The organism is Klebsiella sp. B345, assembly GCF_051131735.1.
GTDB lineage: Bacteria > Pseudomonadota > Gammaproteobacteria > Enterobacterales > Enterobacteriaceae > Klebsiella.
The window spans coordinates 2,932,919-2,957,533 of the sequence record NZ_CP180443.1; the positions used below are offsets into that span (position 1 = coordinate 2,932,919).

Annotated in this window: 20 protein-coding genes, 1 pseudogene and 1 other annotated feature; of the genes and pseudogenes, 3 read left to right on the forward strand and 18 right to left on the reverse strand. The window is 55.7% G+C overall.

Annotated features, from left to right (window positions below; genetic code table 11):
- Window positions 1-97: 97 nt before the first annotated feature.
- A complete protein-coding gene (locus ACMYSO_RS13825) occupies window positions 98-1,420 on the reverse strand; it encodes a 6-phospho-alpha-glucosidase (protein WP_434665333.1) in 1,323 nt (440 codons plus the stop codon).
- Window positions 1,417-3,039, reverse strand: coding sequence for an alpha-glucoside-specific PTS transporter subunit IIBC (locus ACMYSO_RS13830; protein WP_434665334.1), 1,623 nt, complete (start codon window positions 3,037-3,039; stop codon window positions 1,417-1,419). The genes ACMYSO_RS13825 and ACMYSO_RS13830 overlap by 4 nt, the downstream gene beginning before the upstream one ends.
- 298 nt (window positions 3,040-3,337) lie before the next feature.
- Between ACMYSO_RS13830 and ACMYSO_RS13835 the strand changes: the two genes are divergently transcribed.
- Window positions 3,338-4,084, forward strand: a complete 747-nt coding sequence (locus ACMYSO_RS13835; protein WP_434665335.1) for a GntR family transcriptional regulator — start codon at window positions 3,338-3,340, stop codon at window positions 4,082-4,084.
- On the opposite strand, the gene ACMYSO_RS13840 is transcribed toward ACMYSO_RS13835, so the two are convergent.
- From ACMYSO_RS13840 to ibpA, 3 genes are all read right to left on the reverse strand, one after another.
- Complete coding sequence (locus tag ACMYSO_RS13840) at window positions 4,052-5,713, reverse strand: putative transporter (RefSeq protein ID WP_434582407.1); 1,662 nt, start codon at window positions 5,711-5,713, stop codon at window positions 4,052-4,054. The genes ACMYSO_RS13835 and ACMYSO_RS13840 overlap by 33 nt on opposite strands.
- A 191-nt stretch (window positions 5,714-5,904) precedes the next feature.
- Entirely contained in the window at window positions 5,905-6,333 is a 429-nt protein-coding gene (gene ibpB / locus ACMYSO_RS13845; protein ID WP_123757003.1) for a small heat shock chaperone IbpB, read from the reverse strand.
- A gap of 120 nt (window positions 6,334-6,453) precedes the next feature.
- Window positions 6,454-6,867: a small heat shock chaperone IbpA gene (gene ibpA / locus ACMYSO_RS13850; RefSeq protein WP_123757002.1), complete on the reverse strand. Its 414-nt coding sequence runs from the start codon at window positions 6,865-6,867 to the stop codon at window positions 6,454-6,456.
- Window positions 6,861-6,934, reverse strand: a sequence feature (ROSE (Repression Of Heat Shock gene Expression) occurs in the 5'-region of heat shock genes and acts as an RNA thermometer to modulate expression.). (Overlaps the previous gene by 7 nt.)
- Window positions 6,935-7,177: 243 nt before the next feature.
- On the opposite strand from ibpA, the gene ACMYSO_RS13855 reads away from it, so the two are divergent.
- A complete protein-coding gene (locus tag ACMYSO_RS13855) occupies window positions 7,178-7,510 on the forward strand; it encodes a YceK/YidQ family lipoprotein (protein WP_434665338.1) in 333 nt (110 codons plus the stop codon).
- A 1-nt stretch (window position 7,511) separates the two neighbouring features.
- On the opposite strand, the gene ACMYSO_RS13860 is transcribed toward ACMYSO_RS13855, so the two are convergent.
- The 9 genes from ACMYSO_RS13860 to ACMYSO_RS13900 all read right to left on the reverse strand — a co-directional run bounded on the left by ACMYSO_RS13860 (window position 7,512) and on the right by ACMYSO_RS13900 (window position 17,350).
- Window positions 7,512-8,738 (reverse strand): DUF3748 domain-containing protein, encoded by a 1,227-nt coding sequence (locus ACMYSO_RS13860; protein ID WP_434665341.1) that lies wholly within the window; start codon window positions 8,736-8,738, stop codon window positions 7,512-7,514.
- Window positions 8,739-8,913: 175 nt separating this feature from the next.
- The gene (locus ACMYSO_RS13865) at window positions 8,914-10,251 is read right to left on the reverse strand and encodes an MFS transporter (protein WP_123757374.1); all 1,338 of its coding nucleotides are present in this window, start codon (window positions 10,249-10,251) and stop codon (window positions 8,914-8,916) included.
- Between the two features lie 126 nt (window positions 10,252-10,377).
- Window positions 10,378-11,526 (reverse strand): galactonate dehydratase, encoded by a 1,149-nt coding sequence (gene dgoD, locus ACMYSO_RS13870; RefSeq protein ID WP_434665344.1) that lies wholly within the window; start codon window positions 11,524-11,526, stop codon window positions 10,378-10,380.
- Window positions 11,523-12,140: a 2-dehydro-3-deoxy-6-phosphogalactonate aldolase gene (locus ACMYSO_RS13875; protein ID WP_434665346.1), complete on the reverse strand. Its 618-nt coding sequence runs from the start codon at window positions 12,138-12,140 to the stop codon at window positions 11,523-11,525. Before ACMYSO_RS13875 ends, dgoD begins: the two co-directional genes overlap by 4 nt.
- Window positions 12,141-12,166: 26 nt before the next feature.
- Complete coding sequence (locus ACMYSO_RS13880) at window positions 12,167-13,066, reverse strand: 2-dehydro-3-deoxygalactonokinase (protein ID WP_434665348.1); 900 nt, start codon at window positions 13,064-13,066, stop codon at window positions 12,167-12,169.
- Window positions 13,063-13,752, reverse strand: coding sequence for a D-galactonate utilization transcriptional regulator DgoR (dgoR, locus tag ACMYSO_RS13885; RefSeq protein WP_123756996.1), 690 nt, complete (start codon window positions 13,750-13,752; stop codon window positions 13,063-13,065). Before dgoR ends, ACMYSO_RS13880 begins: the two co-directional genes overlap by 4 nt.
- Before the next feature lie 235 nt (window positions 13,753-13,987).
- On the reverse strand, window positions 13,988-15,118 hold the full coding sequence (locus ACMYSO_RS13890) for a BamA/TamA family outer membrane protein (RefSeq protein ID WP_434670812.1): 1,131 nt from the start codon (window positions 15,116-15,118) through the stop codon (window positions 13,988-13,990).
- A gap of 278 nt (window positions 15,119-15,396) precedes the next feature.
- On the reverse strand, window positions 15,397-16,209 hold the full coding sequence (yidA, locus tag ACMYSO_RS13895) for a sugar-phosphatase (RefSeq protein ID WP_174509640.1): 813 nt from the start codon (window positions 16,207-16,209) through the stop codon (window positions 15,397-15,399).
- 115 nt (window positions 16,210-16,324) lie between these two features.
- Window positions 16,325-17,350, reverse strand: a complete 1,026-nt coding sequence (locus ACMYSO_RS13900) for a zinc-dependent alcohol dehydrogenase family protein (protein ID WP_434665350.1) — start codon at window positions 17,348-17,350, stop codon at window positions 16,325-16,327.
- A gap of 110 nt (window positions 17,351-17,460) precedes the next feature.
- Between ACMYSO_RS13900 and ACMYSO_RS13905 the strand changes: the two are divergent.
- Window positions 17,461-18,398 (forward strand): annotated as a pseudogene (locus ACMYSO_RS13905) (LysR substrate-binding domain-containing protein).
- A 33-nt stretch (window positions 18,399-18,431) separates the two neighbouring features.
- On the opposite strand, the gene gyrB reads toward ACMYSO_RS13905, so the two are convergent.
- The 4 genes from gyrB to dnaA all read right to left on the reverse strand — a co-directional run bounded on the left by gyrB (window position 18,432) and on the right by dnaA (window position 24,599).
- Window positions 18,432-20,846 (reverse strand): DNA topoisomerase (ATP-hydrolyzing) subunit B, encoded by a 2,415-nt coding sequence (gene gyrB, locus ACMYSO_RS13910; protein WP_434665353.1) that lies wholly within the window; start codon window positions 20,844-20,846, stop codon window positions 18,432-18,434.
- 28 nt (window positions 20,847-20,874) lie between these two features.
- Entirely contained in the window at window positions 20,875-21,948 is a 1,074-nt protein-coding gene (gene recF, locus ACMYSO_RS13915; RefSeq protein ID WP_434665354.1) for a DNA replication/repair protein RecF, read from the reverse strand.
- A 139-nt stretch (window positions 21,949-22,087) separates the two neighbouring features.
- Window positions 22,088-23,188, reverse strand: coding sequence for a DNA polymerase III subunit beta (dnaN, locus tag ACMYSO_RS13920; RefSeq protein WP_123756990.1), 1,101 nt, complete (start codon window positions 23,186-23,188; stop codon window positions 22,088-22,090).
- Between the two features lie 4 nt (window positions 23,189-23,192).
- A complete protein-coding gene (gene dnaA / locus ACMYSO_RS13925) occupies window positions 23,193-24,599 on the reverse strand; it encodes a chromosomal replication initiator protein DnaA (protein WP_434582392.1) in 1,407 nt (468 codons plus the stop codon).
- Window positions 24,600-24,615: the final 16 nt, after the last annotated feature.

Here is a 24,615-nt window from a genome sequence, read left to right on the forward strand (position 1 = left end):
CGTAGCGCGAGCAAGCTCCAGCATAGCGTAATTCGTGACGAACAGGGGAAAGTCAGAGGCAACCGGCACCCGATGGATGCCGGTCGGCGTGGGAGGGTTAGTGCAGTTCCGGCCAGTAGTCTTTGTTGGCCTCAATCAGGTCGTCGAGAATCGCTTTGGCAACCGAAGCGCTCGGCACGGTTTTCGACAGCGTAATCGCCTGCCACAGTTTGTGGTAGGAGCGATGCTCCCAGGCATCGACCACCAGTTTCTCTACCGCCACCTGCTGGCTCATCATCCCTTTCTGGAAGTTCGGAATATCGCCGACGGTCAGCGGTTCCGGGCCGTTGTGGCCGACCAGGCACGGAATCTCCACCATCGCATCGGCATCAAAGTTATGGATAGCGCCATTGTTCGGCACAATCAGCAGCATGCGCTCCTGGGTGTTGAAGGCAATGGCGGTCGCCAGATCCACAATGTAAGAGGCGTGCTCATCTATCTCCAGATCGCCAGCGGAAGACTGACCCGCGGCAATAATCGAGCGGCAGGCGCTGAAGACATTTTTCTCGCGGTGATCCATCACCTCGTTGGCACGGGTACGCGCCGGGTTGGAGTGCTCGACGACGTAATCCGGGAACAGGTAGTACTTCAGGTAGGTGTTCGGCATGGTGTCCGGATCCAGCGCCTGTACATCTTTGGCCTTGGCGAAGGTGTCGTTCCAGCTGGCCTCGGTGTGCGGATCGTTAGATGGCGGAACATAGCCATATTTCGCCACATGTTCCCGCAGTTTCGGCATCAAATCGTTCCCTTGCAAGTCTTCAATTGAGGTCCACCAGCCGAAGTGGTTCAGGCCGTAGTAGCGAACGCGCATCTGTTTACGGTCTTTCAGGCCGACGATTTGCGCCATCCGCCCTTCAATGCCGATAGGCATATCGCAGATATTAAGGATTTTCGCATTCGGACGCAGACGACGGGTGGCTTCCGCCACGATAGCCGCCGGGTTGGAGTAGTTCAGCATCCAGGCGTTCGGCGAATATTTTTGCATATAGTCCACCAGCTCCAGCACGCCGCCGATAGAGCGCATACCGTAAGCGATGCCGCCAGGTCCGCAGGTCTCCTGGCCCAGCACGCCGTGGCGCAGCGGGATTTTTTCATCTTTTTCACGCATCGGATACTTGCCGACGCGAATATGCGCCATCACAAAATCGACATCGGTAAAGGCCGCCTGCGGGTCGGTGGTGTAGCTGAATTCGATATCCGGCGCCTGCTCTTTGAGAATAACCTTACACGCTTCGGCGATGGTCTCCTGACGCGCGCCGTCGTTGTCATAAAATTTCAGGGCCCGCAGCGGGAAACGGTCCTGGTTTGCTAACAACATCAAAACGATACCCGGTGTGAAGGTACTGCCGCCGCCTGCGATAACAACTGAGAATTTTTTCATGATACTGCCTCCGTCATGGTGGTGTGTTCGGTCTGTAGAGATTCTTTCATCAGGGATTCCAGCTGGTCGCGAACCTGAGGGACATGCAGGCCAACGATGACCTGAATCCCGTTGCCGCGCCGCACGACCCCGTGCGCGCCCAGCGCTTTAAAGACGTCGTCGCTTTGTGTTTTCGCCATATCAACCAGCGTGATACGCAGCCGGGTGGCGCAGTTGTTGACGCTTTCAATGTTGCTCGCGCCGCCCAGCGCCTGCAGGAAACCTGCGGCCTGGCCTAATTTGGATTCCGTGGCGCCTGCCGCGCTGGTCTTGCCGCGCGCCGCCTGGTAATCCGCTTTGCTGTAGAGTTTGATTTCGCTCTCTTCGCGGCCCGGGGTCTTCAGGTTGAAATGCAATATCAGGGCGCGGAAGATGACGAAGTAAATGGCGGTGAAGCACACCCCGATACCGATCTGGATGAACATCATCGAAGCGTGGTTGTGGAACATGGGGATCCAGTTTTGCGGCAGGAACTGGTCCAGCAGACCGCCGCCAAAGTTACCGACGACCCCGCACATGTACATCACCGTCGCCATGGTCGCGGCCAGCACCGCATGGACGGCAAACAGCAGCGGAGAGATAAACAGGAAGGTGAACTCCAGCGGCTCGGTAATCCCCACCAGCATCGCGGTCAGCGTCGCCGGGATCAGCAGGCCGGCCACCTTGACGCGGTTTTCAGGTGCGGCGGTAAAGTAGAGCGCCAGCGCAATCCCGACGGAACCAAAGACCTTGGAGTTACCGTGCAGGGCGAAACCGCCTTCCGGGAACAGGGCTTTCAGCGGTTCGGTGCTCTGGCTGAATTCCTGCAGATGCTGCGCCCAGTACACCTGGATTCCGCCTTCTACCACCGCCGGGCCGAAAATAAACGGTCCGTAGACAAAGTGATGTAAGCCGGTCGGGATCAGAATGCGCTCAAGGAAAATATAGACCCAGACTCCCAGCGCCCCGGCCGAGCGTAAAAACGCCTGCAGAGATTCAATGCCCATCTGCACTTTTGGCCAACCCAATAACGTTAACCAGGCACAGGGGATCATCGCCAGGAAGGCCACAATAACGACAAACGAGGAGCCCTGGAAAATACCGAGGAAAACCGGCAGCGGTTTATCAAAATAGCGGTTATGGAGTGCCGTGACGATCCCGGAAATAACGATCGCTCCGATAATGCTGGTATCCAGTGTTTTAATACCGGCAATCATCGTCAGGCCGCTTCCGGCGGTCGGGTCAGCCGAAAAGTCGACGCCGAAAAAATGCCCCCAGGTCATCCCCATGGCATTAATGAAGTAGTTCCAGGTCAGGAAACTCACCAGCACCGCCAGACAGGCGCGGCCCTGAGCCTGCTTTGCAAGACCAATAGGTAAGCCAACGGCAAAAATCAGCGGCATATTACGAAATACTGTCCAGCCGCCTTCTTCAATAATGTGAACAATTTGCGCAAATAAACTATCAGGAGCGGTCAGCGCTTCACCGACGAACATCGGGTTGCGCAGCATAATGGCAATACCGACCACGATCCCGGCGAAAGGAAAGAGTAAAACCGGGGTAAACATGGCGCCGCCAAAACGTTGTATTTGACTGAGCATTTTAAAATCCTCATAGAGCAACCAGTAGGGTAAGAGGCCTTATTTGTCTTGAGTATCGGCCTAAAGCGAGAATAGGAATTTACTGGACTGGCGACATGCAACGGCGGTGCGATTCGTGATCGCTTTCATGGTTTTAATTACAGCAATGTTGTCTACTTTTTGTGTTAAAAATAGACATGATGAATAACACCAACCATCGCGCCGCGAACACAAATTAATAACTTGATGTATTACATGAATTTTTTAAATACCCTCATCCATTCACGCACCGTTAAAAAAGCGGAACAGAGGTCTACTGGTGATCTACAAATCCATTGCAGACAGATTGCGCCTTCGGCTGAATTCCTCCGATTTCAATATCGGCAGTCCGCTACCGGGTGAGAAAAAGCTGGCGGAAGAGTTCGGCGTGGCGCGGATGACCATCCGTAAGGCGATCGCGCTGCTGATTAGCTGGGGGCTGGTGGTGCGGCGTCATGGCTCAGGTACCTATGTCGCCCGCAAAGACGTGCACCACGAGACCACCAACCTCACCGGGCTTGCCGAAGTGCTGCATAAACAGGGGAAAGAGGTGGTGAGCCAGGTATTGATCTTCGAAGTGATGCCGGCGCCACCGGCTATCGCCAGCCAGCTGCGCATCCAGATTAACGAGCGGATCTACTTCTCGCGCCGGGTGCGCTACGTGGACGGAAAACCACTGATGCTCGAGGACAGCTATATGCCGGTCAAACTGTTCCGCAACCTGTCGCTGATCCACCTGGAGGGGTCGAAATTTGATTACATTGAGAAAGAGTGCGGGATCACCATCAGCGGTAACTACGAGAGCCTGACGCCGGTCCTCGCCGACAAGCAGCTGGCCCGGTCGATGAACGTGCAGGAGCAGACGCCGCTGCTGCGTATTACCTCCCTGTCTTATAGCGATAGCGGCGAGTTTCTCAACTATTCGGTGATGTTCCGTAACGCCAGCGAATATCAGGTGGACTACCATCTGCGGCGCGCCCACCTGGATACCCCGCTAACTCATCCCCCAGAACAACACGGCCAGTAGCTGCGGCGTGATAATGCGTAAAAACATCACCAGCGGGTAGACCGTGGCATAAGACAGCGCCGCCGCCCCGCTGGTGGCGTGCAGGTTGTTGGCGAAAGCCAACGCCGGTGGGTCGGTCATCGAACCGGCCAGCATGCCGCACAGGGTTAGATAGTTCATCTTCATCAGCAACCGCGCCAGGATCCCCACCGTCAGCAGCGGAATAGCGGTGATAAAAATGCCGTAGGCAATCCAGCTGACCCCGTCGCCTTCCGTCAGCGTAGCGACAAAATCACCGCCGGACTTCAGCCCAACCACCGCCAGGAACAGCACGATCCCCAGTTCACGGAGCGCGAGGTTGGCGCTCGGCGGCATAAACCAGTAGAGCTTGCCGATGCTGCCGATTCGCCCGAGGATCAGCGCCATAATCAGCGGCCCACCGGCCAGCCCCAGCTTCAACGCCACCGGGAAGCCGGGAATGAACAACGGCACGGAACCCAGCAGCACCCCCAGACCAATACCGATAAAGACCGGCAGCATCTGCACCTGCTGCAGTTTTTGCTGCGCGTTGCCCAGTTCGGCGGCCACCGCGTCAATCGCTTCCGGGCGCCCCACCAGATTGAGGATATCGCCAAACTGCAGGCTGGCGTGGCTGCTGGCCACCAGCTCCACCCCGGCACGATTGAGGCGAGAAATCACCACGTCATAGCGCTGTTTAAAATGCAGATCACGGATGCGCTTGCCGAGCACCTTCTCATTGGTCACCACCACCCGTTCAACTTTCAGGTCGGTACCGCGAGTTGAAAGGGAGGTCGATACCTCCATCCCGATGACCAGCTGTGCATTATGTAAATCCGCCGGATGTCCCACCAGGTGCAGGAGGTCACCGGTCTGAATAAGGGTGGTTGGCGCCGGCACCATCAGCAGCTCATCGCGCTTAAGGCGAGAACAAATCAGCTTATCGCTATTGAGCATCGGCACATCCTGAATCGCCATATTATTCAGGTTGGGGTTCTCAACGCGGACGTTGATGGTTTGCAGCGTCGAGTGGCCGTTGCCACTGCTTTCATCAAACTGTTGGGCTTCTTTTTCAACGTTAATGCGAAAGAACAGGCGCACCAGCCACATGGTCAGCAAAATCCCGCAGATGCCGAACGGATAGGCCATGGCGTAGCTCATCCCCATCTGATCGACCACGTCCAACGGTACGCCAAGGTCGCGCAGAATCTGCTGCCCGGCCCCGAGTGCAGGGGTATTGGTCACCGCACCGGAAAAAATCCCCAGCACCACCGGCAGTGGGATCTGAAAGAGTTTGTGCAGTATGGCGGTGACCAACCCGCCCAGGATGACGATCAGGATAGCGAAGAGATTGAGCCGCAGCCCGGAGACGCGAAGCGAGGCGAAGAACCCCGGCCCCACCTGAATACCGATGGTATACACGAAGAGGATCAGGCCAAATTCCTGGATGAAGTGGAGCATCGGGTTGCTGAGAGCAATCCCCGCCTGATCCACAAAGTGGCCAACGATTATGCCGCCAAACAGCACACCGCCAATCCCAAACCCGACACCGCGGATTTTGACACTGCCGATCCACAAGCCGACAACCGCCACCAGCGCCAGTACGCTGACGGTCAATGCTATATCACTCATCGCCTGCTCCCTGTGAATAACACCATCAACATCAGGGATTATGGCTTAAGCCTCTGGGTCTGTATGCAGCCTGGCGCACAATAATCAGCGGGTCATCGGAACGACGTAGAGCGCTGGCTTAATCGTGAATCTTCGGGATTAGCGTGCAAAAAAAAGCCCCGAAAATCGGGGCTTTATAGGAAATGGTAGTATTAGCTGTTGAGTGCCGGGCGCTCGCTAATCGCGATGCGCTGCGGGATAACCACTTCCGGCTCGTTACGGGTTAACTCAATGTGCAGCAGCCCGTTATTGAACGTGGCGCCGGAGACTTCCATATTTTCTGCCAGGGTGAAGCTCAGGCTAAAGGCCTGGCTGACCAGCCCTTGATGCAGCCATTTTGTCTCTTTGTCAGCCTGCTGCGGCGTCCCTTTGACGCTCAGACGCGTCCCTTCCAGCTGAATATCCAGATCTTCCTGACGGAACCCTGCCAGCGCAAGGGTGATGCGATAGTGGTTATCGTCACTTTTTTCAATGTTGTACGGCGGGAAGCTCTGGCTTTCACTGGTGGTCTGGAGCGCGTTGGCCAGTTTGTCAAAACCGATCCATTGACGCAGCAGTGGGGATAAATCGTAGTTACGCATAGGTGTTTCTCCTTCTAAGAAGCGAGTGAATATCTGCAAATCTCGTGGATTTGCATGTGCCCCCTGACGGCAGGCATAGTTGGGTTGTTATCGGGCCGCAGCGCATGCGGCCCAAACGACTTAGTTAATTTCGATACGACGCGGTTTGTCCGCTTCTGGGATCACGCGTTCCAGTTCGATGTACAGCAGGCCGTTTACCAGGTTTGCGCCACGGATATGGATGTTTTCCGCGATCTGGAATTTGCGCTCAAAGTTGCGCTCCGCAATGCCCTGATAAAGATAGGTACGCTCTTTCTGCTCGTCCGCGTGGGCGCCTTTAACAATCAGCAGATTATCCTGCGCGGTGATCTCCAGTTCGCTCTCGGCGAAACCGGCCACGGCGATAGCAATGCGGTAATGGTTTTCATCTACCAGCTCAACGTTGTACGGAGGGTAGCCGCCATTGCTTTGGCTCTGGTTGTTTTCTAACAGATTGAAAAGGCGGTCAAAACCAATAGCAGAACGATACAGCGGAGAGAGATCGAAATTACGCATAACAAATAGCTCCTGAAATCAGCGAGAGTGGTTGACCTTCCATCATGGACAGGTCGTTATTACCCGGAATACCCCGCAGGCGTACTCCTTATCGGGTCACATTCTTAAAATGTGGTTTATCCCGACGTTTTCAAGCGCGAGAAACCAATTTTTTTTGCAGTTTCCTGCTGATTGCTTAGACTGGGTGGAAAGCACAAAAGGCAAAATGCGATGGCTGCCACAGTGCAGCGCAATAACGCTAGGCATTCACGGGATGGCTCGATATAACCGATGTGAAGGTTATCTCAATGCCCGATACTACGATGGAAGAATGATGAAAAGCGGTCTGTTAAAGCTGTTACTGTTCAGCGGAGTTGTGGGTTTAGGCGGTTGCTCCAGCGTGATGTCACATACCGGCGGCAAGGAAGGCACCTATCCAGGAACCCGTGCCAGCGCGCAGATGCTGGGTAACGAAGATGCCAACTGGGGCACCAAATCCCTGGTGGCGCTGGATATGCCCTTTACTGCGGTGATGGACACCTTGCTGCTGCCGTGGGATATGTTCCGCACCGACAGTTCGATAAAATCGCGCGTCGAGAAAAGCGAGAAAGCGTCGCTGGCGACCAACTCAGCGATCCCGCCAGCGGACATGCCATTACCCTGATCTAAAGCGCGACGTCAGTTATCCACAGCTGACGATAGCCGCCCGTCTCCTGCATCCAGGCAAGATGCTTCCCGTCCGGTGAAAACACCACAGCATCCGCTGACGGTGGATTTTCATGATCGGCAGTCAAAAATGAGATTTCCCCGCTTTGGGCATGACAGATAGCCACGCGGTTATCCAGCACGAACCCCAGCCATTCCCCTGACGGGTGCCAGTTAAAGGCCGACTGAATATCATTCACGTTATGGGTGAGCTGACGCAGATTGTCGCCCTGTGGCGAAATCAGCCACAGCTGAACGACTCCCGCCTGGTCTCGCATTAAAAATGCTATCTGCGTCGCCTGCGGATTAGCCCGCACCCAATGTCGCGGCGTCGTTGCCAGCCCCGGGTAGCGGCGCTGATGAGTAAAGGTTAAACGACGTTGCATCACCCCGGCTGGCGGGGCCGGCAGAGTGGCGTCAGTGCCCGCCAGCGGCGCGTCTCCCTCCTGCTTCCAGCCCTGTTCGCTCATCGGCAATGACACAATGAACAGTTCCGGGATTTTTTCACCCTTGAGCGACAGCGTATCGCCAATAAACGCCAGCGCATGGTTACCTACCCAGCCTTCTTCATACGCGCGGTTAATCTCGTCGCTGCCCGGCACCGGCGTTGGCGTGGTCCGGCTCACCAGCACGCACCAGTGGCTACCGCCATATTCCCGCGGATGCTGCCCCTGTGGCATAACCGGGCCATAAGGCACCGCGACACCAACGTTGCGTAGATCCAGCGCGGCTGAGCGTTCATGAAGCACATGATCGTTATAGGTAAAGCTGACCGCTTGTCCGTCCGGGCTGTAAACATGGACGTGGCTGCCGCCGCGCAACGCGCCGGGCGTATAGGGGGCAGTGATATCCATCGCGTCAAGATTGTGCGTCTCTCCCTGAGACGTCACCACGCCGCGACGATGGTGGAAATCGTACTGCCAGTGCTCATCCGGGTGTTCGGGGCCGTGAATAAAGACATATTTATCGGCCGATGGATGTACGGTGACGACGCCAACATGGGCACCATGGTCGGCGCGATAAAGCGTTTCGACTATTCCGGTTTGCACATTGACGCGTTCAATGGTCTCACCGGTAAAAGACGCACCCGACGGTCGAACATCAAAGACCAGCCACTGGCTATCCGCCGTCCAGGTACGAGTATTGGTAAGCTGATGATTACGTGCAGAAAAAGTGACTTGCTTCATGGAATACCCTAAATAATTCGAGTTGCAAGAAGGCGGTAACGCAGGGGATCCCCAGGAGCTTACTCAAGTAAGTGACTGGGGTGAGCGAGGACAGCCAACGCACATGCAACTTGAAGTATGACGGGTATATACCCTGATGAACAACCATCGCATCAGGGTATAGCATCGGGAAGACTTAGCCTACACGTTTCACATCGCCCACCAGCAGGATGTAGGAAAGCGCGCCGATCAGGGCAATCACCGCGATGTAGGTCAGCGCCGGGGCAAAACCGTAATCCTGTGCCAGATAACCGATCACCAGCGGCACGGTGATGCCGCCGAGGCCACCAATAAAGTTAAATACCCCACCGGTCAGGCCAATCAGGCGCATCGGGGCCAGGGACGAAACCAGCGACCAGGTAATCGATGCAAAACCGTTACCGAAGAATGCCAGCGCCATCAGCACCATGATCCACACCGGGTCGTTGGTGTAGTTCGCGCCCATAATACAGGTCGAGATCAGCAGGCCGCAGATAATCGGCGTTTTACGCGCCACGCCCAGCGAGAAGCCTTTTTTCACCAGCCGGTCCGCCAGCCATCCCGAGAGCAGAACGCCGACAAAGGCGGCCAGGAACGGCACCGTGGTCATGAAACCGGCTTTCAGCGCGGTGATGCCTTTTTCCTGTGTCAGGTAGTTCGGGAACCAGGTCAGGAAGAACCACAGCGTGGACGCCACCGCGAACTGCCCGATATACACGCCCACCAGCTTACGGTGGAAGACCAGCTTCCAGTCCGCTTTGGTTAACGGTTGGCGGGATGCTTTATTCACCGGCGCATCGCCATCCACCAGGCCACCGCCATCACGGATGTAATCGAGCTCGGCTTTGCTGATATTTTTGGTCTGACGCGGCGGCTGATAGACCTTAAACCAGATCAGCGACCAGATAATGCCGATGCCGCCGGTCACAATAAATACCCAGTGCCAGCTCAGCATCTCCTGGATCCAGATCAGCAGCGGAGTAAGGAATGCCAGCCCGACAAACTGCCCGGAGGTGTAAAAGCCAACGGCAGAGGCGCGTTCATGTTCCGGGAACCAACTGGTAACCATACGGTTATTGGTCGGAAAGGCCGGCGCCTCAAAGATCCCGGTAATAGCCCGCAGGCCGATCAGCGACATCAGACCGGTGGCAAAACCCTGGAATAATGTCGCCACCGACCAGCCCATAATGGCAATAAAGTAGGTCAGACGCGAACCCACACGGTCAAGGAACCAGCCGCCCGGGATCTGGCAGAGCGTATACAGCCAGGCAAACGCCGAGAATACATAACCCATTTGCGCTTTGGTGATGCCAAATTCTTCCTGAATATGGACGGATGCCACCGCCAGATTGGCGCGGTCGACATAGCAAATAACGACGGTAATAAAGATCATAATCAGCGTCAAATAGCGGCGACGCCCGGGTTTTACAGCGGTAACTGAAATATCCATCGTAATCTGTCTCCAGATTTTGGGCATAGCGAAGCCGCTCACCATGCCCTGTAGTTTACAGAGGGTGTGTTTAAAATTTTTATTAATAACCTGACTGCAATGCGCTAAATAGTTCGTGCTGGGGAAAGGCGGCAAATTTTTCGCATCCCCAGTGCGAAATATGACGCGCATTTACCATTCCGCGACGGAACCATCCGCATGCCGCCACAAAGGATTACGCCAGTCCGGCGCATTTTTACTGAGCTCAATCACCCGCGCCTCATCGATTTCCACGCCAAGCCCCGGTTTCATGAGCGGTTTAAAGAATCCACCTTCCATGTTGAAGTCTTCTTTGTTTTTCACAAAGTCGAGCAGTTCCGCGCCCTTATTGTAGTGAATGCCCATACTCTGCTCCTGGAGTACCGCATTGCGTGAAACGAAATCAATGTGCAGGCAGGCCGCCAGCGCGATCGGTCCCAACGGGCAGTGCGGTGCCAAGGCCACATCGTAGGCTTCCGCCATTCCGGCAATTTTATAGCATTCGGTAATACCGCCCGCATGCGACAGGTCCGGCTGTAAAATCGCCAGGCCGCCGGCTTCCAGCACCCGCTTAAATTCGAATCGCGAGAACATCCGTTCCCCGGCCGCAATGGGAATATGGGTTTGCGCTGCCAGCTTCGGATAATATTCAGCCTGCTCCGCCAGTACCGGTTCTTCAATAAATAACGGACGATAGGGTTCCAGCTCTTTAATTAAGACTTTGGCCATTGGCGCGCTGACGCGGCCATGAAAATCGAGGCCAAATTCAATATCGCTGCCGAAGGCTTCGCGAATTTGCGCGACGGTATTCACCGCAGCATCAACCGCACGAGAATTATCGATTACGCCCATCTCTTCACAGCCGTTTAATTTGAAGGTATCAAAGCCAATGGCACGCAGCTTTTTAATACCGTCAATCACTTCTGCTGGACGATCGCCCCCTACCCAGCTGTAGGCTTTGATTTTATCGCGCACCAGACCGCCCATCAGCTGCCACACCGGCGCGTTCAACACCTTGCCTTTGATATCCCACAATGCCTGATCGATCCCGGCAATTGCGCTCATCAGAATCGGGCCGCCACGATAAAATCCGGCGCGGTACATCACCTGCCACAGGTCGTTTATACGCGCTGGGTCCTGACCGATGAGATAGTCGCTCAGCTCGTGGACCGCCGCTTCAACGGTACGCGCGCGCCCTTCAATGACCGGCTCACCCCAGCCAACAACGCCTTCATCGGTTTCAATTTTCAGGAACATCCAACGCGGAGGTAAACGGTACGTGGTGACTTTGGTTATTTTCATAGCACTGCCTCTCGATACGCTTTAACAAATGCTGTCGCCTGCTGTACGGTCCTTTCGACGGACTGCCCGGCACGATACAGATCGCTGCCCAGCCCGGCGCCGACACAGCCGGCCTTCATCCATTGCGCCAGATTCTCTGGCGTCACGCCGCCCACGGCGAACACCGGCACGTCGGGCGGTAACACGGCTTTCAGAGCCTTGATGTACTCCGGACCAAAAGCGGATGAGGGGAACACTTTCAGCGCCTGCGCGCCGGCATCCAGGGCGGTAAATGCTTCCGTCGCCGTGGCACAGCCCGGGCAGACGGTCATGCCGTAGCCCACCGCGCGGCGAATCACCTCGGCCTGAATATTCGGCGTCACGATCAGCCGGCAGCCCATTTTTGCCAGTTCATCAACCTGCTCCGGCTGGAGTACGGTGCCTGCGCCAATCAGCGCCCGTGAGCCAAAGGCCTCGACAACGGCCGGAATGCTCTGCTGCCAGCCGGGAGAGTTCAGCGGGATCTCAACGGCGTCGAACCCGGCCTCAATCACCGCGCCAACGTGCGCCAATGCCTCTTCCGGCGTCACGCCGCGCAGAATTGCGATCAGCGGAAGCGTAGTTTGCCACTGCATATGCGATGCTCCTTAGTTACACAAAATCATTCCGCTGCGCGGGTCGCCAGCACAGGGGCGGACTCGATCAGGAAGCGTATGCCAGCCTGAAATGCTGTATCGCCGTCAATGGTGGCGACATCGCGCCCCATGGTATGAAACGCCTGAACGTAGCGGGCGGTCAGCGCTGATCCGGCAACCAGCGTGATCGCCTGCTGCCCGGCAAAGCGCTCGCTGAGGGTGGCGACTTCCGCGCCAATCAGCAGCCCGGAGAGAAACTCGCTCACCTGTTCACGCGGGAGTGCCCCCAGGACGTGCGCCGCCCGGACTTCAAACAGCTGGGCCAGCAGGTCAGGCGAGGCCAGCCCGCGTTCGAGTCCGGCATGAAACGCTTCCGGTGCCGCAACTTGCGATGGCAGCCCGGCGCCGATCAGCGAGTGGCTCAGCAGCAAGTGATGCAGTTCACCGGTCATTACGGTGCGGAAATGGTGGATTTGCTGGCGGTCTGCCTGCACCCATTTGCAGTGGGTACCGGGCATCACATAGACAGAAGAAGGGGCAAGCGCCCGGGCTCCGAGCAGCTGGGTCTCCTCGCCACGCATGACGTTGTGGTTGTTATCCTCAGAGACGCACAGCCCGGGAATAATCCAGATATTGTCGCCAACAGCGGTTAACTGCTGGCCAATTGCTGAAAAATGGACGGGAACTGGCAGGTAGGGAGCAACCTTCCAGCCGACATTGCTGCCGACCATTCCCGCCATCACTACCGGAGTGGCGCCTTCGCGCCAGCTTTCGGTTATCTCACTCAACACCGCGGCCGGGGATTTACCATTCAGGCGAGTGACGCCTGCTTCTGATTGCCTGCTCTCCAGGCATTTGTCGCCCTGATAAAGCCAGGCGCGCAGATTGGTCGAACCCCAGTCTATTGCGATGTAGCGAGATATCATGTGATTTCCTTCAGCCTTCGTGTTGAGCTGGCGATCATAGTGAGCGCCGCCTGCTCTGCCGCTTCGCTGTCCTGATGTCGGATGGCATCAAACAGCGCCTTATGTTCCTGGAGCGTTTTCGGCATGTTGCCCTCATCGCCCATCCAGGTCCGTTCAAACACCGCTCGCTGTAACGAGCTGATGGCTACCGTCAGTTGCTGGAGCACCGGGTTATGGACCGATTGCAGTACCGCCTCGTGATAACGAATATCGGCTTCGTTAAACGCATCACGATCCTGGTTATTGGCGATCATGTCGTTAAGCGCTTCTTCTATTTGCGCCAGATCGCTGGAGGTTGCCCGTTCTGCCGCCCAACGGGCGATAGCCGGCTCCACCAGATTTCGTACTTCGCTCATAGCGCCAATCAGGCGCGGGTCATAATCGTGTTCCAGTACCCACTGCAGGACTTCGGTATCCAGGTAATTCCAGTGGTTACGCGGCGCGACAAACGCCCCGCGATAGCGTTTCATTTCAATCAGCCGTTTCGCCATCAAAGAACGAAACACTTCGCGGATGATATTGCGCGAGGTTTCAAACTCTTCACACAGCTCGGCCTCTGCCGGCAGCGCGGAACCGGGAACGTATTTGCCCCCAACAATCTGGCGGCCCAGCGTCATGATGATGCGGTCGGTTTTGGTCAGGTTCATGGCATGTCCTTTAAGAGATGACGTCGCCTTACTTTACTCTGACTGGCGGTTTTCGCCTCACCTTTGCAGTACAAACATGACACCTTTATTTATCTGACGCGACAGATAGTAGTACCAATTGATAATTCTGTACTACAATTTAGATCACAAAAAGAACAATTGATGAGATAAAAAAACAGCGCATCTGGAGAGCGCTGTCGGAGGGGGACGTCAGAAGATGGGTGGGAAATGGTGGTCAGAAGGCCTCGCCGACCTGGAAGTAAAAGCCGCTGCTGCCTTTGCCAATGCCATAGTCGAGGCGGATATTCACCTTAGGTTTGAATTCAAAACGATAGCCTACGCCCGCCGTCGGTAGCCAGCGGCCATCATTGAGCGTATCGACGGACGGCCCCATCGTTCCGGCGCCCACCCAGGCAACAATGCCGTGGCGCCAGGTTAGCTGACGGCGATACTCCAGCTGCGAGCTGAATACGTTTTTATCGCGATAGCGCCCCTGATAGTAGCCGCGCATACGTTCATCGCTGCCGAGCAGCGGGAGCATGCTCCACGGCACATCGCCCTGAGTAAAGACCCCGTCAGCCTCCCAGGCCAGCACGCTTTTATCACTGAGCGCGGTATAGCGGCTGTAGTGCAGATGGAATTCGTCAAATCGGGTGTCACTCCCAAGGCCCGGCGCGTAGTGGGTATACCGTAGGTCAGCGTACTGGCCCTGACGCGGGTTGGGGACAAAATCGCGATCGTCCCAGGTTAAATCGATACTGACACCAGAACTGAAGACCGATGGCCCCTGAGGGGTACTTTCTATTTTCGGCAGATCTTCCCGGTCCATTTCGTCGGCATTCTGGGCCGCCAGCGACCAGCCAACGCCAAAATAGACGTTGTCCACCAGCTGGCGATAGACCGTGGGCCGCAGCGTCAGCACCTGAGCGGTATATTTCTCTTTGCCGCCATCATTATCTGCAGCGGCGAAGCCCTGACCCCAGTAATAGGTCGGCGTATTGGCCAGAGAGCCTTCAAGAAAAATACGCCAGCGATCGTCAGCAAAAAAGGCGTAATTCTTGACGCTGACGCCGAAGGCGCCGGTAGAGCTGGCGTAGCCGCTGAGCGTTAAGGTCGAGTTTTGACTGAGGGTGTCATTGGGGTCGGGCCGGTACATGCCGACCACCGCGGTTCCGATCCCCAGGCCTAATTCCGGCGTATAAAACGGACCGGGCATCACGCCCCAGTCGATACCTTTGGAGGCATCAAATTTGTCGCTCGCGCCCAGCTGTTTTAGCCAGTCATCGATCTGCTCCCGATTAAGGGCCTGCGCCTGAACCTGCCCGATAAATGAGCATGTAATGCAACACAGAATGACGCGACGCAGCGTGCTCAACAACGATGCTCTCCAGAGATAAAAAATGGCGACGGCCAGCAAAGCTCGATAGCGTCGAATTTGAGTATAGCTGGCATCCAGCCAGGCTCTTTCGGAGCAGAAATGGGGTCGTCGAACGTTAAGCAGGAAAGCTTATAGAATTCGTCGTCATTAGGGGAAGGGATATGTGCTGATTTCCCCCTTTCAGTGCAAAAAAAAGACCTAAGTGATTAATTTTACGCACCATAAGAGGTTTTTCAGACCCGGAGCTGCCGGGCCTGAAAGTTCGGTCAAGATAACACGTACTTCTCAATCGCCCAGGCGACACCATCTTCCAGGTTCGATTTAGTAATAAAGTTTGCGGCTTCTTTCACCGTTGGGATAGCGTTGTCCATCGCCACGCCGACGCCCGCGAACTCAATCATCGCAATGTCATTTTCCTGATCGCCAATTGCCATGATCTCGTCCTGCTTGATATTCAGCGCGTCGGCCAGCGATTTCACGCCGGTCCCTTTATTGACGCGTTTATCGAGGATTTCGAGGAAGTATGGCGCGCTTTTCAGCACGGTATATTTCTCTTTCACTTCCGCCGGGATGCGGGCAATAGCCTGGTCGAGGATCGCCGGCTCATCGATCATCATCACCTTCAGCAGCTGGATGTTCGGATCCATATTTTCGGCTTCGCAGAAGACCAGTGGGATCGTCGCGACATAGGATTCATGCACCGTGTAGTAGCTTACATCACGGTTGGCGGTGTACAGCGTGTTGCGGTCAAGGGCATGAAAATGTGACCCCACGTCACGGGAGAGCTGCTCGAGATAGCGGTAGTCGTCATAGCTCAGCGCCGTTTGCGCCACGGTGCTGCCGTCGCTCGCTTTCTGTACCAGCGCGCCGTTGTAGGTGATGCAGTAGTCTCCCGGCTGTTCCATCTGCAGTTCTTTCAGATAGCTGTGAACCCCGGCATACGGGCGCCCGGTGGTCAGTACCACGTTGACGCCGCGTGCGCGTGCTGCGGCAATCGCCGCTTTAACCGCAGGAGAGATGGTATGGTCAGGTAGCAGCAGCGTGCCGTCCATATCGATTGCAATAAGTTTGATAGCCATGAGATCCCCAGGATAAATGAGTGCTACCTCATGCTAACGCGATTAAGCCCGCAAAAATAGAGCTACATTGCGCAGCAAAAACACCCCTTTTATGCCAGTCCTGGGGAACCATGACTCACTCGCGGGTGAGGACGATTTTGCCAAACGCACCGCGATCGAGGTGTTCAAGTGCCTGTTCAAGCTGGTTAAAGCGGTAGCGCTGCTCGATCACCGGTTTTAACCCGGTGACATCAACGGCGCGGACGAAGTCTTCCAGCGCGCGGCGGTGCCCAACTCCAATCCCTTGAATGACTGGCGATTTCAGCAACAATTCGCTGGCTGGCAGCGAGATTTCACTCCCGCCCAGAACGCCAATTACCGATATGCGGCCATGAACGGCAACGGCTCGCAGGGAATGCCTCAGGTTCTCCCCACCAACGGTTTCGATAATATGGTCGATGCCGCGATCGTCGGTCAGCTGATATATCCCTTCCGTCCAGTCGCCTTTGAGCCGGTTAATGCCGTGATCGGCACCGAGCTTTTTGGCCTGTGCCAGCTTTTCATCGCTGCCGGAGGTGACAAAAACCTCTGCCCCCTGTGCTTTTGCAATTTGCAGAGCGAATATCGCAACCCCCCCTGTACCTTGCACCAGCACCGATTGGCCGGCGCGTAAATTCCCGCGTTCCACCAGCGCGAACCAGGCGGTAAGCCCTGCGCAAGGTAAGGTGCTGGCCTCAGCGTCATCCAGCGTTTCCGGGGCAGCCACCAGCCAGTTTTCATTCACAATCACGTATTCGGCCAGCATGCCCTGGAAGTAACCCCCAAGCGTTCTGTAGGGCAGGTGGCGAGCGTCTGCGACTGGCTTACCGTCGATCCACTCAGGGAAGAAGGTCGAGATCACGCGATCGCCGGATTTAAAACGCGTGACGCCCGCCCCCGTACTCTCCACCACGCCCGCCATATCCGATGCTGGCGTAAAGGGGAAGGAAAGCGAAATCGGCATGGTGCCTTCAATGACCATTTTATCGCGATAGTTGAGCGCGACAGCGTTCACGCGCACGCGTACTTCACCAGGGCCAGGCTGGGGAACAGGCTCCTGAATGAGTCTGAGATTCTCTCGCCCGAGGGCGTTCATTGACCAGCGTTGCATTGTCTCTGTCATCGTTTTTCTCCTGCCATCAAAAGAGCTTCAGTAGCGACAGTTTAGCGTTGACTAATCGTCGCCAGTGGCGATAACTTTTCCCATCATTGACGCCAAAATCGATACAATCTATGACCGATACGCTGAAGGATATTCCCGTTTTCGTGGCCGCCGTTGAGGCGGGGAGTTTTGCTCAGGCAGCAGTCCGCCTGCACTTATCGCGTTCAGCGGTGGGCAAGAGCATCGCCCGGCTTGAAGAGCGGCTGGAGGTGCGTCTGTTTCAACGCACAACACGCAGCCAGAGCCTGACGGATAGCGGCGCCCTGTTTTATGAACACTGCCTGCGCGCGCTGGAGGAGATTCGTGGTGCTGAATCGCTGCTGGAAACCGGGAAACAACAGGTGCGTGGTCGCCTGCGTGTCGCGATGCCCATGCTGTTTGGTCGCCAGTGCATCGCGCCGCTGTTAATTGAGCTGGCACAGGAACATCCAGGTCTTGAGCTGGAAATGTCATTCAGCGACCGGGTGGTGGATCTCGTCGAGGAAGGGTTTGATATGGCGGTGCGCAATGGCGCACTGGCAGATAGTACCGTGCTGGCCGCCAGAAAGCTGGGGGAACACAGAATGGTTCTATGCGCCGCACCGGATTATCTGATGAATCACGGCCAGCCACAGACCATTACCGATTTACATCAGCATTCGGCCATCAACTATCTACGCGCCGGTCGGGTTTTACCCTGGCAACTGGCGGACAACGAAGGAACGCCGTACACAATAGTGCCCCGGTCATCACTGAACATGGATGATTTACAGGCGATCTGCGACGCCGCGCTGGCCGGACACGGCATTGCATGGTTGCCCTGCTGGATGGTGCGCCAGGACCTGCAGAATAGAAAACTGGTCCCGCTGTTCAAACAGGCTGCGGATGTGCGCTTCCCCGTTCATGCGGTCTGGCAACAGACGGTGCATTTACCACTGAGGGTGAGAATGGCTATCGACAGGCTGGTGAGTCGCTTACCGGCAGTGATGTCGCTGGATCCTGAGCCGCGCCCATAAAAAAGCCGCGCTGAACGCGCGGCCTGAGTATGACCATCTCGCCACGATTAAATATCGATATTCGCCGCTTTCAGGGCGTTCTCTTCGATAAAGGCACGGCGTGGTTCAACGGCATCGCCCATCAGGGTGGTGAACAGCTGGTCGGCGGCAATCGCATCCTTCACGGTCACGCGCAGCATGCGACGGCTGTCCGGATCCATGGTGGTTTCCCACAGCTGATCCGGGTTCATCTCGCCCAGACCTTTATAGCGCTGGATAGACAAGCCGCGACGGGACTCTTTAACCAACCACTCCAGCGCCTGCTCAAAGCTGGCAACCGGCTGACGGCGTTCGCCACGTTCGATAAACGCGTCGTCTTCGATAAGCCCACGCAGTTTCTCACCCAGGGTACAGATTCGACGATATTCGCCACCGGTGACAAACTCGTGATCCAGCGGATAGTCAGTGTCTACGCCGTGGGTACGCACGCGGATAATCGGTTCGAATAACTGCAGTTCGGTATTTTCGTGAATGTCGAACTTCCACTGGCTACCGTGCTGCTCTTTTTCATTCAGATCGCTCACCAGCGCGTTGACCCAACGGGTGACGATCTGCTCATCAGAGAGATCGGCTTCGTTCAGGGTTGGCTGGTAAATCAGCTCTTTCAGCAGCGATTTCGGGAAGCGACGTTCCATGCGAACAATCATTTTCTGCGTGCCGTTGAATTCAGCCACCAGTTTTTCTAACGGTTCGCCCGCCAGTGCCGGCGCGCTGGCGTTGGTGTGCAGGGTCGCGCCATCCAGAGCGATAGAAATCTGGTACTGGTCCATCGCTTCATCGTCTTTGATGTACTGTTCCTGCTTGCCTTTCTTCACTTTGTACAGCGGCGGCTGGGCAATGTAGACATGACCACGTTCAACGATTTCCGGCATCTGACGGTAGAAGAAGGTCAGCAGCAGCGTACGGATGTGCGAACCATCGACGTCCGCATCGGTCATGATAATGATGCTGTGGTAACGCAGCTTATCCGGGTTGTATTCGTCACGGCCGATACCACAGCCCAGGGCGGTGATCAGCGTCGCGACTTCCTGAGAAGAGAGCATCTTGTCGAAACGGGCTTTCTCGACGTTGAGGATTTTACCCTTCAGCGGCAGGATAGCCTGGTTCTTACGGTTACGGCCCTGCTTAGCAGAACCGCCCGCGGAGTCCCCTTCCACGAGGTACAGTTCGGACAGCGCCGGGTCACGTTCCTGACAATCCGCCAGTTTGCCCGGCAGGCCTGCCAGATCCAGCGCGCCTTTACGGCGGGTCATTTCACGTGCACGACGTGCGGCTTCACGAGCGCGGGCCGCATCGATAATTTTGCCCACCACGATTTTCGCGTCAGACGGATTTTCCAGCAGGTATTCGTTCAGCAGTTCATTCATCTGCTGTTCAACCGCCGTTTTCACCTCGGAGGAGACCAGTTTGTCTTTGGTCTGTGAGGAGAATTTCGGATCCGGCACCTTCACGGAGACAACGGCAATCAGGCCTTCGCGCGCATCATCGCCGGTGGCGCTGACTTTGGCTTTTTTACTGTAGCCTTCTTTGTCCATGTAGGCGTTCAGAGTACGGGTCATCGCCGCGCGGAAGCCCGCAAGGTGAGTACCGCCATCGCGCTGCGGGATGTTGTTGGTGAAGCAGTAGATGTTTTCCTGGAAGCCATCGTTCCACTGCAGCGCAACTTCTACGCCAATACCGTCTTTCTCGGTGGAGAAATAGAAGATATTCGGGTGGATCGGCGTTTTGTTCTTGTTGAGATACTCAACGAACGCCTTAATGCCGCCTTCGTAGTGGAAATGGTCTTCTTTACCGTCACGCTTGTCGCGCAGGCGGATAGACACCCCGGAGTTCAGGAACGACAGCTCACGCAGACGTTTTGCCAGGATCTCGTATTCGAATTCAATAACGTTGGTGAAGGTTTCATAGCTTGGCCAGAAACGTACCATGGTGCCGGTTTTTTCGGTCTCACCGGTCACTGCCAGCGGGGCCTGTGGCACACCGTGCGTATAGATCTGACGGTGAACTTTATTGTCGCGCTGAATAACCAGCTCCAGCTTCTGCGACAGGGCGTTAACCACGGAAACGCCTACGCCGTGCAGGCCGCCGGAAACTTTATAAGAGTTATCATCGAATTTACCGCCTGCGTGCAGGACGGTCATGATGACTTCTGCCGCCGATACGCCCTCTTCCGGGTGAATACCGGTCGGAATACCGCGCCCGTCATCCTGTACGGAGACAGAGTTATCGCTATGGATGGTGACAACGATATCTTTACAGTAACCTGCGAGCGCTTCGTCGATAGCGTTATCCACAACCTCGAATACCATGTGGTGCAGACCGGTGCCGTCATCCGTGTCGCCGATATACATACCCGGGCGCTTACGCACCGCATCCAGCCCTTTCAGGACTTTGATACTGGAGGAGTCATAAGAATTCGACATCAACGTTTCTCGCTCATTTAAACTTAGGTTAATCCGTTATTTTACCCTTTTCCACGGTGAACATCTTCGAATTTTTGTCCGACATGTCCATTACGTGTTCAGCGCTGATAGCGCTGACGAAAACCTGCGACTGCGTGGCTTTTAAGCGGCTGGCAAGCAAACCGCGCCTTGCGTCGTCCAGTTCCGAGGCAAAATCATCTATCAGATACAGACAGCGTCTTCCGCTTTCGCGGGTTAAAAACTCTCCCTGCGCCAGTCGTAGCGCGCACATCAGGAGTTTAAGCTGCCCACGTGACAAAGTATCTTCGACCGGCGCACCATCGGCACGAATGCGGAAATCCGCTTTGTGCGGGCCGTGGGCGGTGTAGGTCAGCATGCGGTCACGCTCGAAATTTCGCTCAAGAACCTCGGAGTAATCCGTTTCTTTCTCCCAGCCGCGCTGGAAGGAGAAGGCCAGAGAGAATTCAGGTAAAAACTGCTTACAGGTATCCGCCATGTCTTCGACGATAGCGGCGCTATATTCGGCACGCCAACGGCTGATTTCTTCCGCCAGCGGAATCAGTTCCTGATCCCAGGGCCGTATCTGAGCATAGCGACTCACCTGGCGCAACGCGGCATTACGCTGCTTCAGCAGGCGCTTGAGGTTGCTCCAGGCGGTAAAGAACCCGGCTTCATTGTGAAAGCATCCCCAGTCAAGGAAGGCTCTTCTGTATTTGGGGCCGCCGTTGAGTAAAGTAAACCCTTCCGGCGTAATCAGCTGCATCGGCATCAGGTGTGCCAGCTCCGCCACCTTGTGGCCATCGGTGCCGTCAATCCGCACCTTGCTGTCGCCCTGCTTATCTTTGGTCAAGCCGATGGAGACCTCACGCTCGCCGCCCTGCAGACGTCCGTGCAGAATAAACGACTCTTGTTCGTGGCGGATCACCCGGCCGATTTGCAAACTGCGAAACGCCCGACCGTGGCCAAGCGTATAGATAGCTTCCAGCACGCTGGTTTTACCGCTGCCGTTGGCACCCACCAGGAAGTTAAAGCCAGGGGATAAAGCGAGATCCGCATTTTCAATATTGCGGAAGTCTTTGATGAGTAATCGGGTTAGCGACATATCAACTCATAGCCAGGGCGTTATCGTCGCAGCTAGTCTGGTTACGGCCAGCGCGCAGCAACCGGAGCGTACTAAAGTACGTGAGGATTGCGAGCACTGCCCGGAGCCAGAATAACAAGTAAGATAGCCCGATACTTTTCTATAAACGCATTGGCATGACAACGTAAGCCGCGCTCTGACTGGCTGCATCTTCAATCTGGACGCTCGAAACCGAGTCGGTCAGCAGAATACGGACGTTTTCGCACTTCAGCGCATTCAGCACATCCAGCACGTAGCTGACGTTAAAGCCGATTTCCATCTCGCTGCCGGAGTAAGAAACATCAAGAATCTCTTCTGCTTCTTCCTGTTCCGGGTTATTAGCGGTAATTTTCAGCTGGTTTTCACTGACATACAGACGCACGCCACGGAACTTCTCGTTCGAGAGGATCGCCGCGCGGGCAAAAGCCTGCTTCAGAATATCGCAGCCGGCATCGAGGTGCTTGTCCGGGTTCTTCGGCAATACGCGGCGATAATCCGGGAAACGACCGTCAACCAGCTTCGAGGTGAAGATAAAATCACCGACGTGGGCGCGAATATTATTGCTGCCAATCTGCACGCGCAGCGGCGTATCGCCGCCGTCCAGCATGCGCATCAGCTCAATAACCCCTTTACGCGGCACGATCACCGAATGGTTCGGCAGCGATTCGCCCAACGGCATTGAACAGACCGCCAGGCGGTGTCCGTCAGTGGCAACGGTACGCAGTTCGTCACCTTCGGTTTCAAACAGCATGCCGTTTAAGTAGTAGCGAACATCCTGATGCGCCATCGAAAACTGCGTGGCTTCAATCAGACGCTTCATGGTCGCCTGCGGCAGGGTAAATTCAACTTCGCTCTGCCAGTCATCAAGGTTCGGGAAATCTGCTGCAGGCAGGGTCGACAGAGAGAAACGGCTGCGCCCGGAGCGCACCAGCATCCGGTCGCCCTCCAGCTGTACCGCAATCTCCGCGCCTTCAGGCAGGCCGCGGCAGATATCAAAAAATTTACGTGCCGGAACGGTGGTTGCGCCCGCGTCATGCGGCTGAATTAGCGCAACGCGCGCCACCATTTCCATTTCAAGGTCCGTGCCGGTCAGCGACAAGGCGCCATCCGAAACCTGAAGCAGCAGGTTACCGAGAATGGGCAGCGTCGGACGGCCACCTAAGGGACCGCTCACCTGTTGCAGCGGTTTTAATAAATGTTCACGTTCTACGGTAAATTTCATAGCGTCACGAGGATAATGTTCTGATTAAATTGGAGAAATCTTCTTTGATATCATGGCTTTCTTCACGCAACTGCTCGATCTTACGGCATGCATGCAGCACGGTGGTATGGTCGCGGCCGCCAAACGCATCGCCGATTTCCGGCAGGCTGTGGTTGGTCAGCTCTTTCGCCAGCGCCATCGCCATCTGGCGTGGTCGCGCCACCGAACGGGAGCGGCGTTTAGACAGCAAATCCGCTACCTTAATCTTGTAGTACTCCGCCACCGTCTTTTGAATATTGTCGATAGTGACCAGTTTTTCCTGCAGAGCCAGCAGATCGCGCAGCGCTTCGCGCACGAAATCGATGGTGATCGCCCGTCCGGTAAAGTTGGCGTTGGCGATAACGCGGTTCAGTGCCCCTTCCAGCTCACGCACGTTTGAACGTAAACGCTTGGCAATAAAGAAGGCGACTTCACCCGGCAGACGAATGTCGTTTTCGTCGGCCTTTTTCATCAGGATCGCCACGCGGGTTTCCAGCTCAGGCGGCTCGATCGCCACCGTCAGGCCCCAGCCGAAGCGGGATTTCAGACGATCCTCAACACCATTGATCTCTTTCGGATAACGATCCGACGTCAGAATGATCTGCTGATTACCTTCCAGCAGGGCATTAAAGGTGTGGAAGAACTCTTCCTGAGAACGCTCTTTATTAGCAAAGAACTGAATATCATCGATCAGTAGGGCGTCTACGGAGCGGTAGTAACGTTTGAACTCTTCAATGGCGTTGTTCTGCAGGGCTTTAACCATGTCCTGAACAAAACGCTCTGAGTGCATATAAACCACTTTGGCGTTCGGTTTGCGCGCGACGATGCCGTTACCGACCGCGTGCAACAGGTGGGTTTTACCCAGACCGGTACCACCATAGAGGAATAAAGGGTTATAAGCGCCGCCAGGATTATCCGCGACCTGACGTGCTGCGGCGCGGGCCAGCTGGTTCGACTTACCTTCAACAAAGTTATCGAAGGTATGTTTGACGTTAACATTAGAGCGGTAGGTCGGTTCCGCCGGCGCCGGGACGTTATCCCAGCCAGGACGCACAATGGTGGGCGCCACGCGCGCCGTCTGCACCTGTGCCGCCGGTACGGTGGCCGCAACGTTGTTCGTTACCGCGCCTCTTTGCACCTGTACGGCCGGGCGGGTGCCGACTTCAAATCGCAGCTGTGGGGCATCAGCACCGCAAAAATCATTGAGGAGTCCATTGATATTATTGAGGTATTTATCCCTTACCCAATCGAGCACAAAACGGTTTGGCGCATACAGTGCCAGCGTGTTATCGCTCAATTCCGCCTGCAACGGGCGTATCCACATACTGAATTCTGTGGCTGGTAACTCATCCTGCAATCGGGCAAGACACTGCTGCCAAAGCGAAAGTGACACGGCGGACTCCACTCGA

Coding starts and splice junctions, on each gene's coding strand:
- ACMYSO_RS13855 (WP_434665338.1), top strand. CDS start 7,178: ATGATGAAAAGCGGTCTGTTAAAGCTGTTACTGTTCAGCGGAGTTGTG.
- ACMYSO_RS13900 (WP_434665350.1), bottom strand. CDS start 17,350: ATGACAGAGACAATGCAACGCTGGTCAATGAACGCCCTCGGGCGAGAG.
- ACMYSO_RS13865 (WP_123757374.1), bottom strand. CDS start 10,251: ATGGTGAGCGGCTTCGCTATGCCCAAAATCTGGAGACAGATTACGATG.
- ACMYSO_RS13825 (WP_434665333.1), bottom strand. CDS start 1,420: ATGAAAAAATTCTCAGTTGTTATCGCAGGCGGCGGCAGTACCTTCACA.
- dgoD (WP_434665344.1), bottom strand. CDS start 11,526: ATGAAAATAACCAAAGTCACCACGTACCGTTTACCTCCGCGTTGGATG.
- ACMYSO_RS13880 (WP_434665348.1), bottom strand. CDS start 13,066: ATGATATCTCGCTACATCGCAATAGACTGGGGTTCGACCAATCTGCGC.
- ibpA (WP_123757002.1), bottom strand. CDS start 6,867: ATGCGTAATTTCGATCTCTCTCCGCTGTATCGTTCTGCTATTGGTTTT.
- dgoR (WP_123756996.1), bottom strand. CDS start 13,752: ATGAACCTGACCAAAACCGACCGCATCATCATGACGCTGGGCCGCCAG.
- gyrB (WP_434665353.1), bottom strand. CDS start 20,846: ATGTCGAATTCTTATGACTCCTCCAGTATCAAAGTCCTGAAAGGGCTG.
- ACMYSO_RS13860 (WP_434665341.1), bottom strand. CDS start 8,738: ATGAAGCAAGTCACTTTTTCTGCACGTAATCATCAGCTTACCAATACT.
- ACMYSO_RS13830 (WP_434665334.1), bottom strand. CDS start 3,039: ATGCTCAGTCAAATACAACGTTTTGGCGGCGCCATGTTTACCCCGGTT.
- ACMYSO_RS13875 (WP_434665346.1), bottom strand. CDS start 12,140: ATGCAGTGGCAAACTACGCTTCCGCTGATCGCAATTCTGCGCGGCGTG.
- dnaN (WP_123756990.1), bottom strand. CDS start 23,188: ATGAAATTTACCGTAGAACGTGAACATTTATTAAAACCGCTGCAACAG.
- ACMYSO_RS13840 (WP_434582407.1), bottom strand. CDS start 5,713: ATGAGTGATATAGCATTGACCGTCAGCGTACTGGCGCTGGTGGCGGTT.
- yidA (WP_174509640.1), bottom strand. CDS start 16,209: ATGGCTATCAAACTTATTGCAATCGATATGGACGGCACGCTGCTGCTA.
- ibpB (WP_123757003.1), bottom strand. CDS start 6,333: ATGCGTAACTACGATTTATCCCCACTGCTGCGTCAATGGATCGGTTTT.
- recF (WP_434665354.1), bottom strand. CDS start 21,948: ATGTCGCTAACCCGATTACTCATCAAAGACTTCCGCAATATTGAAAAT.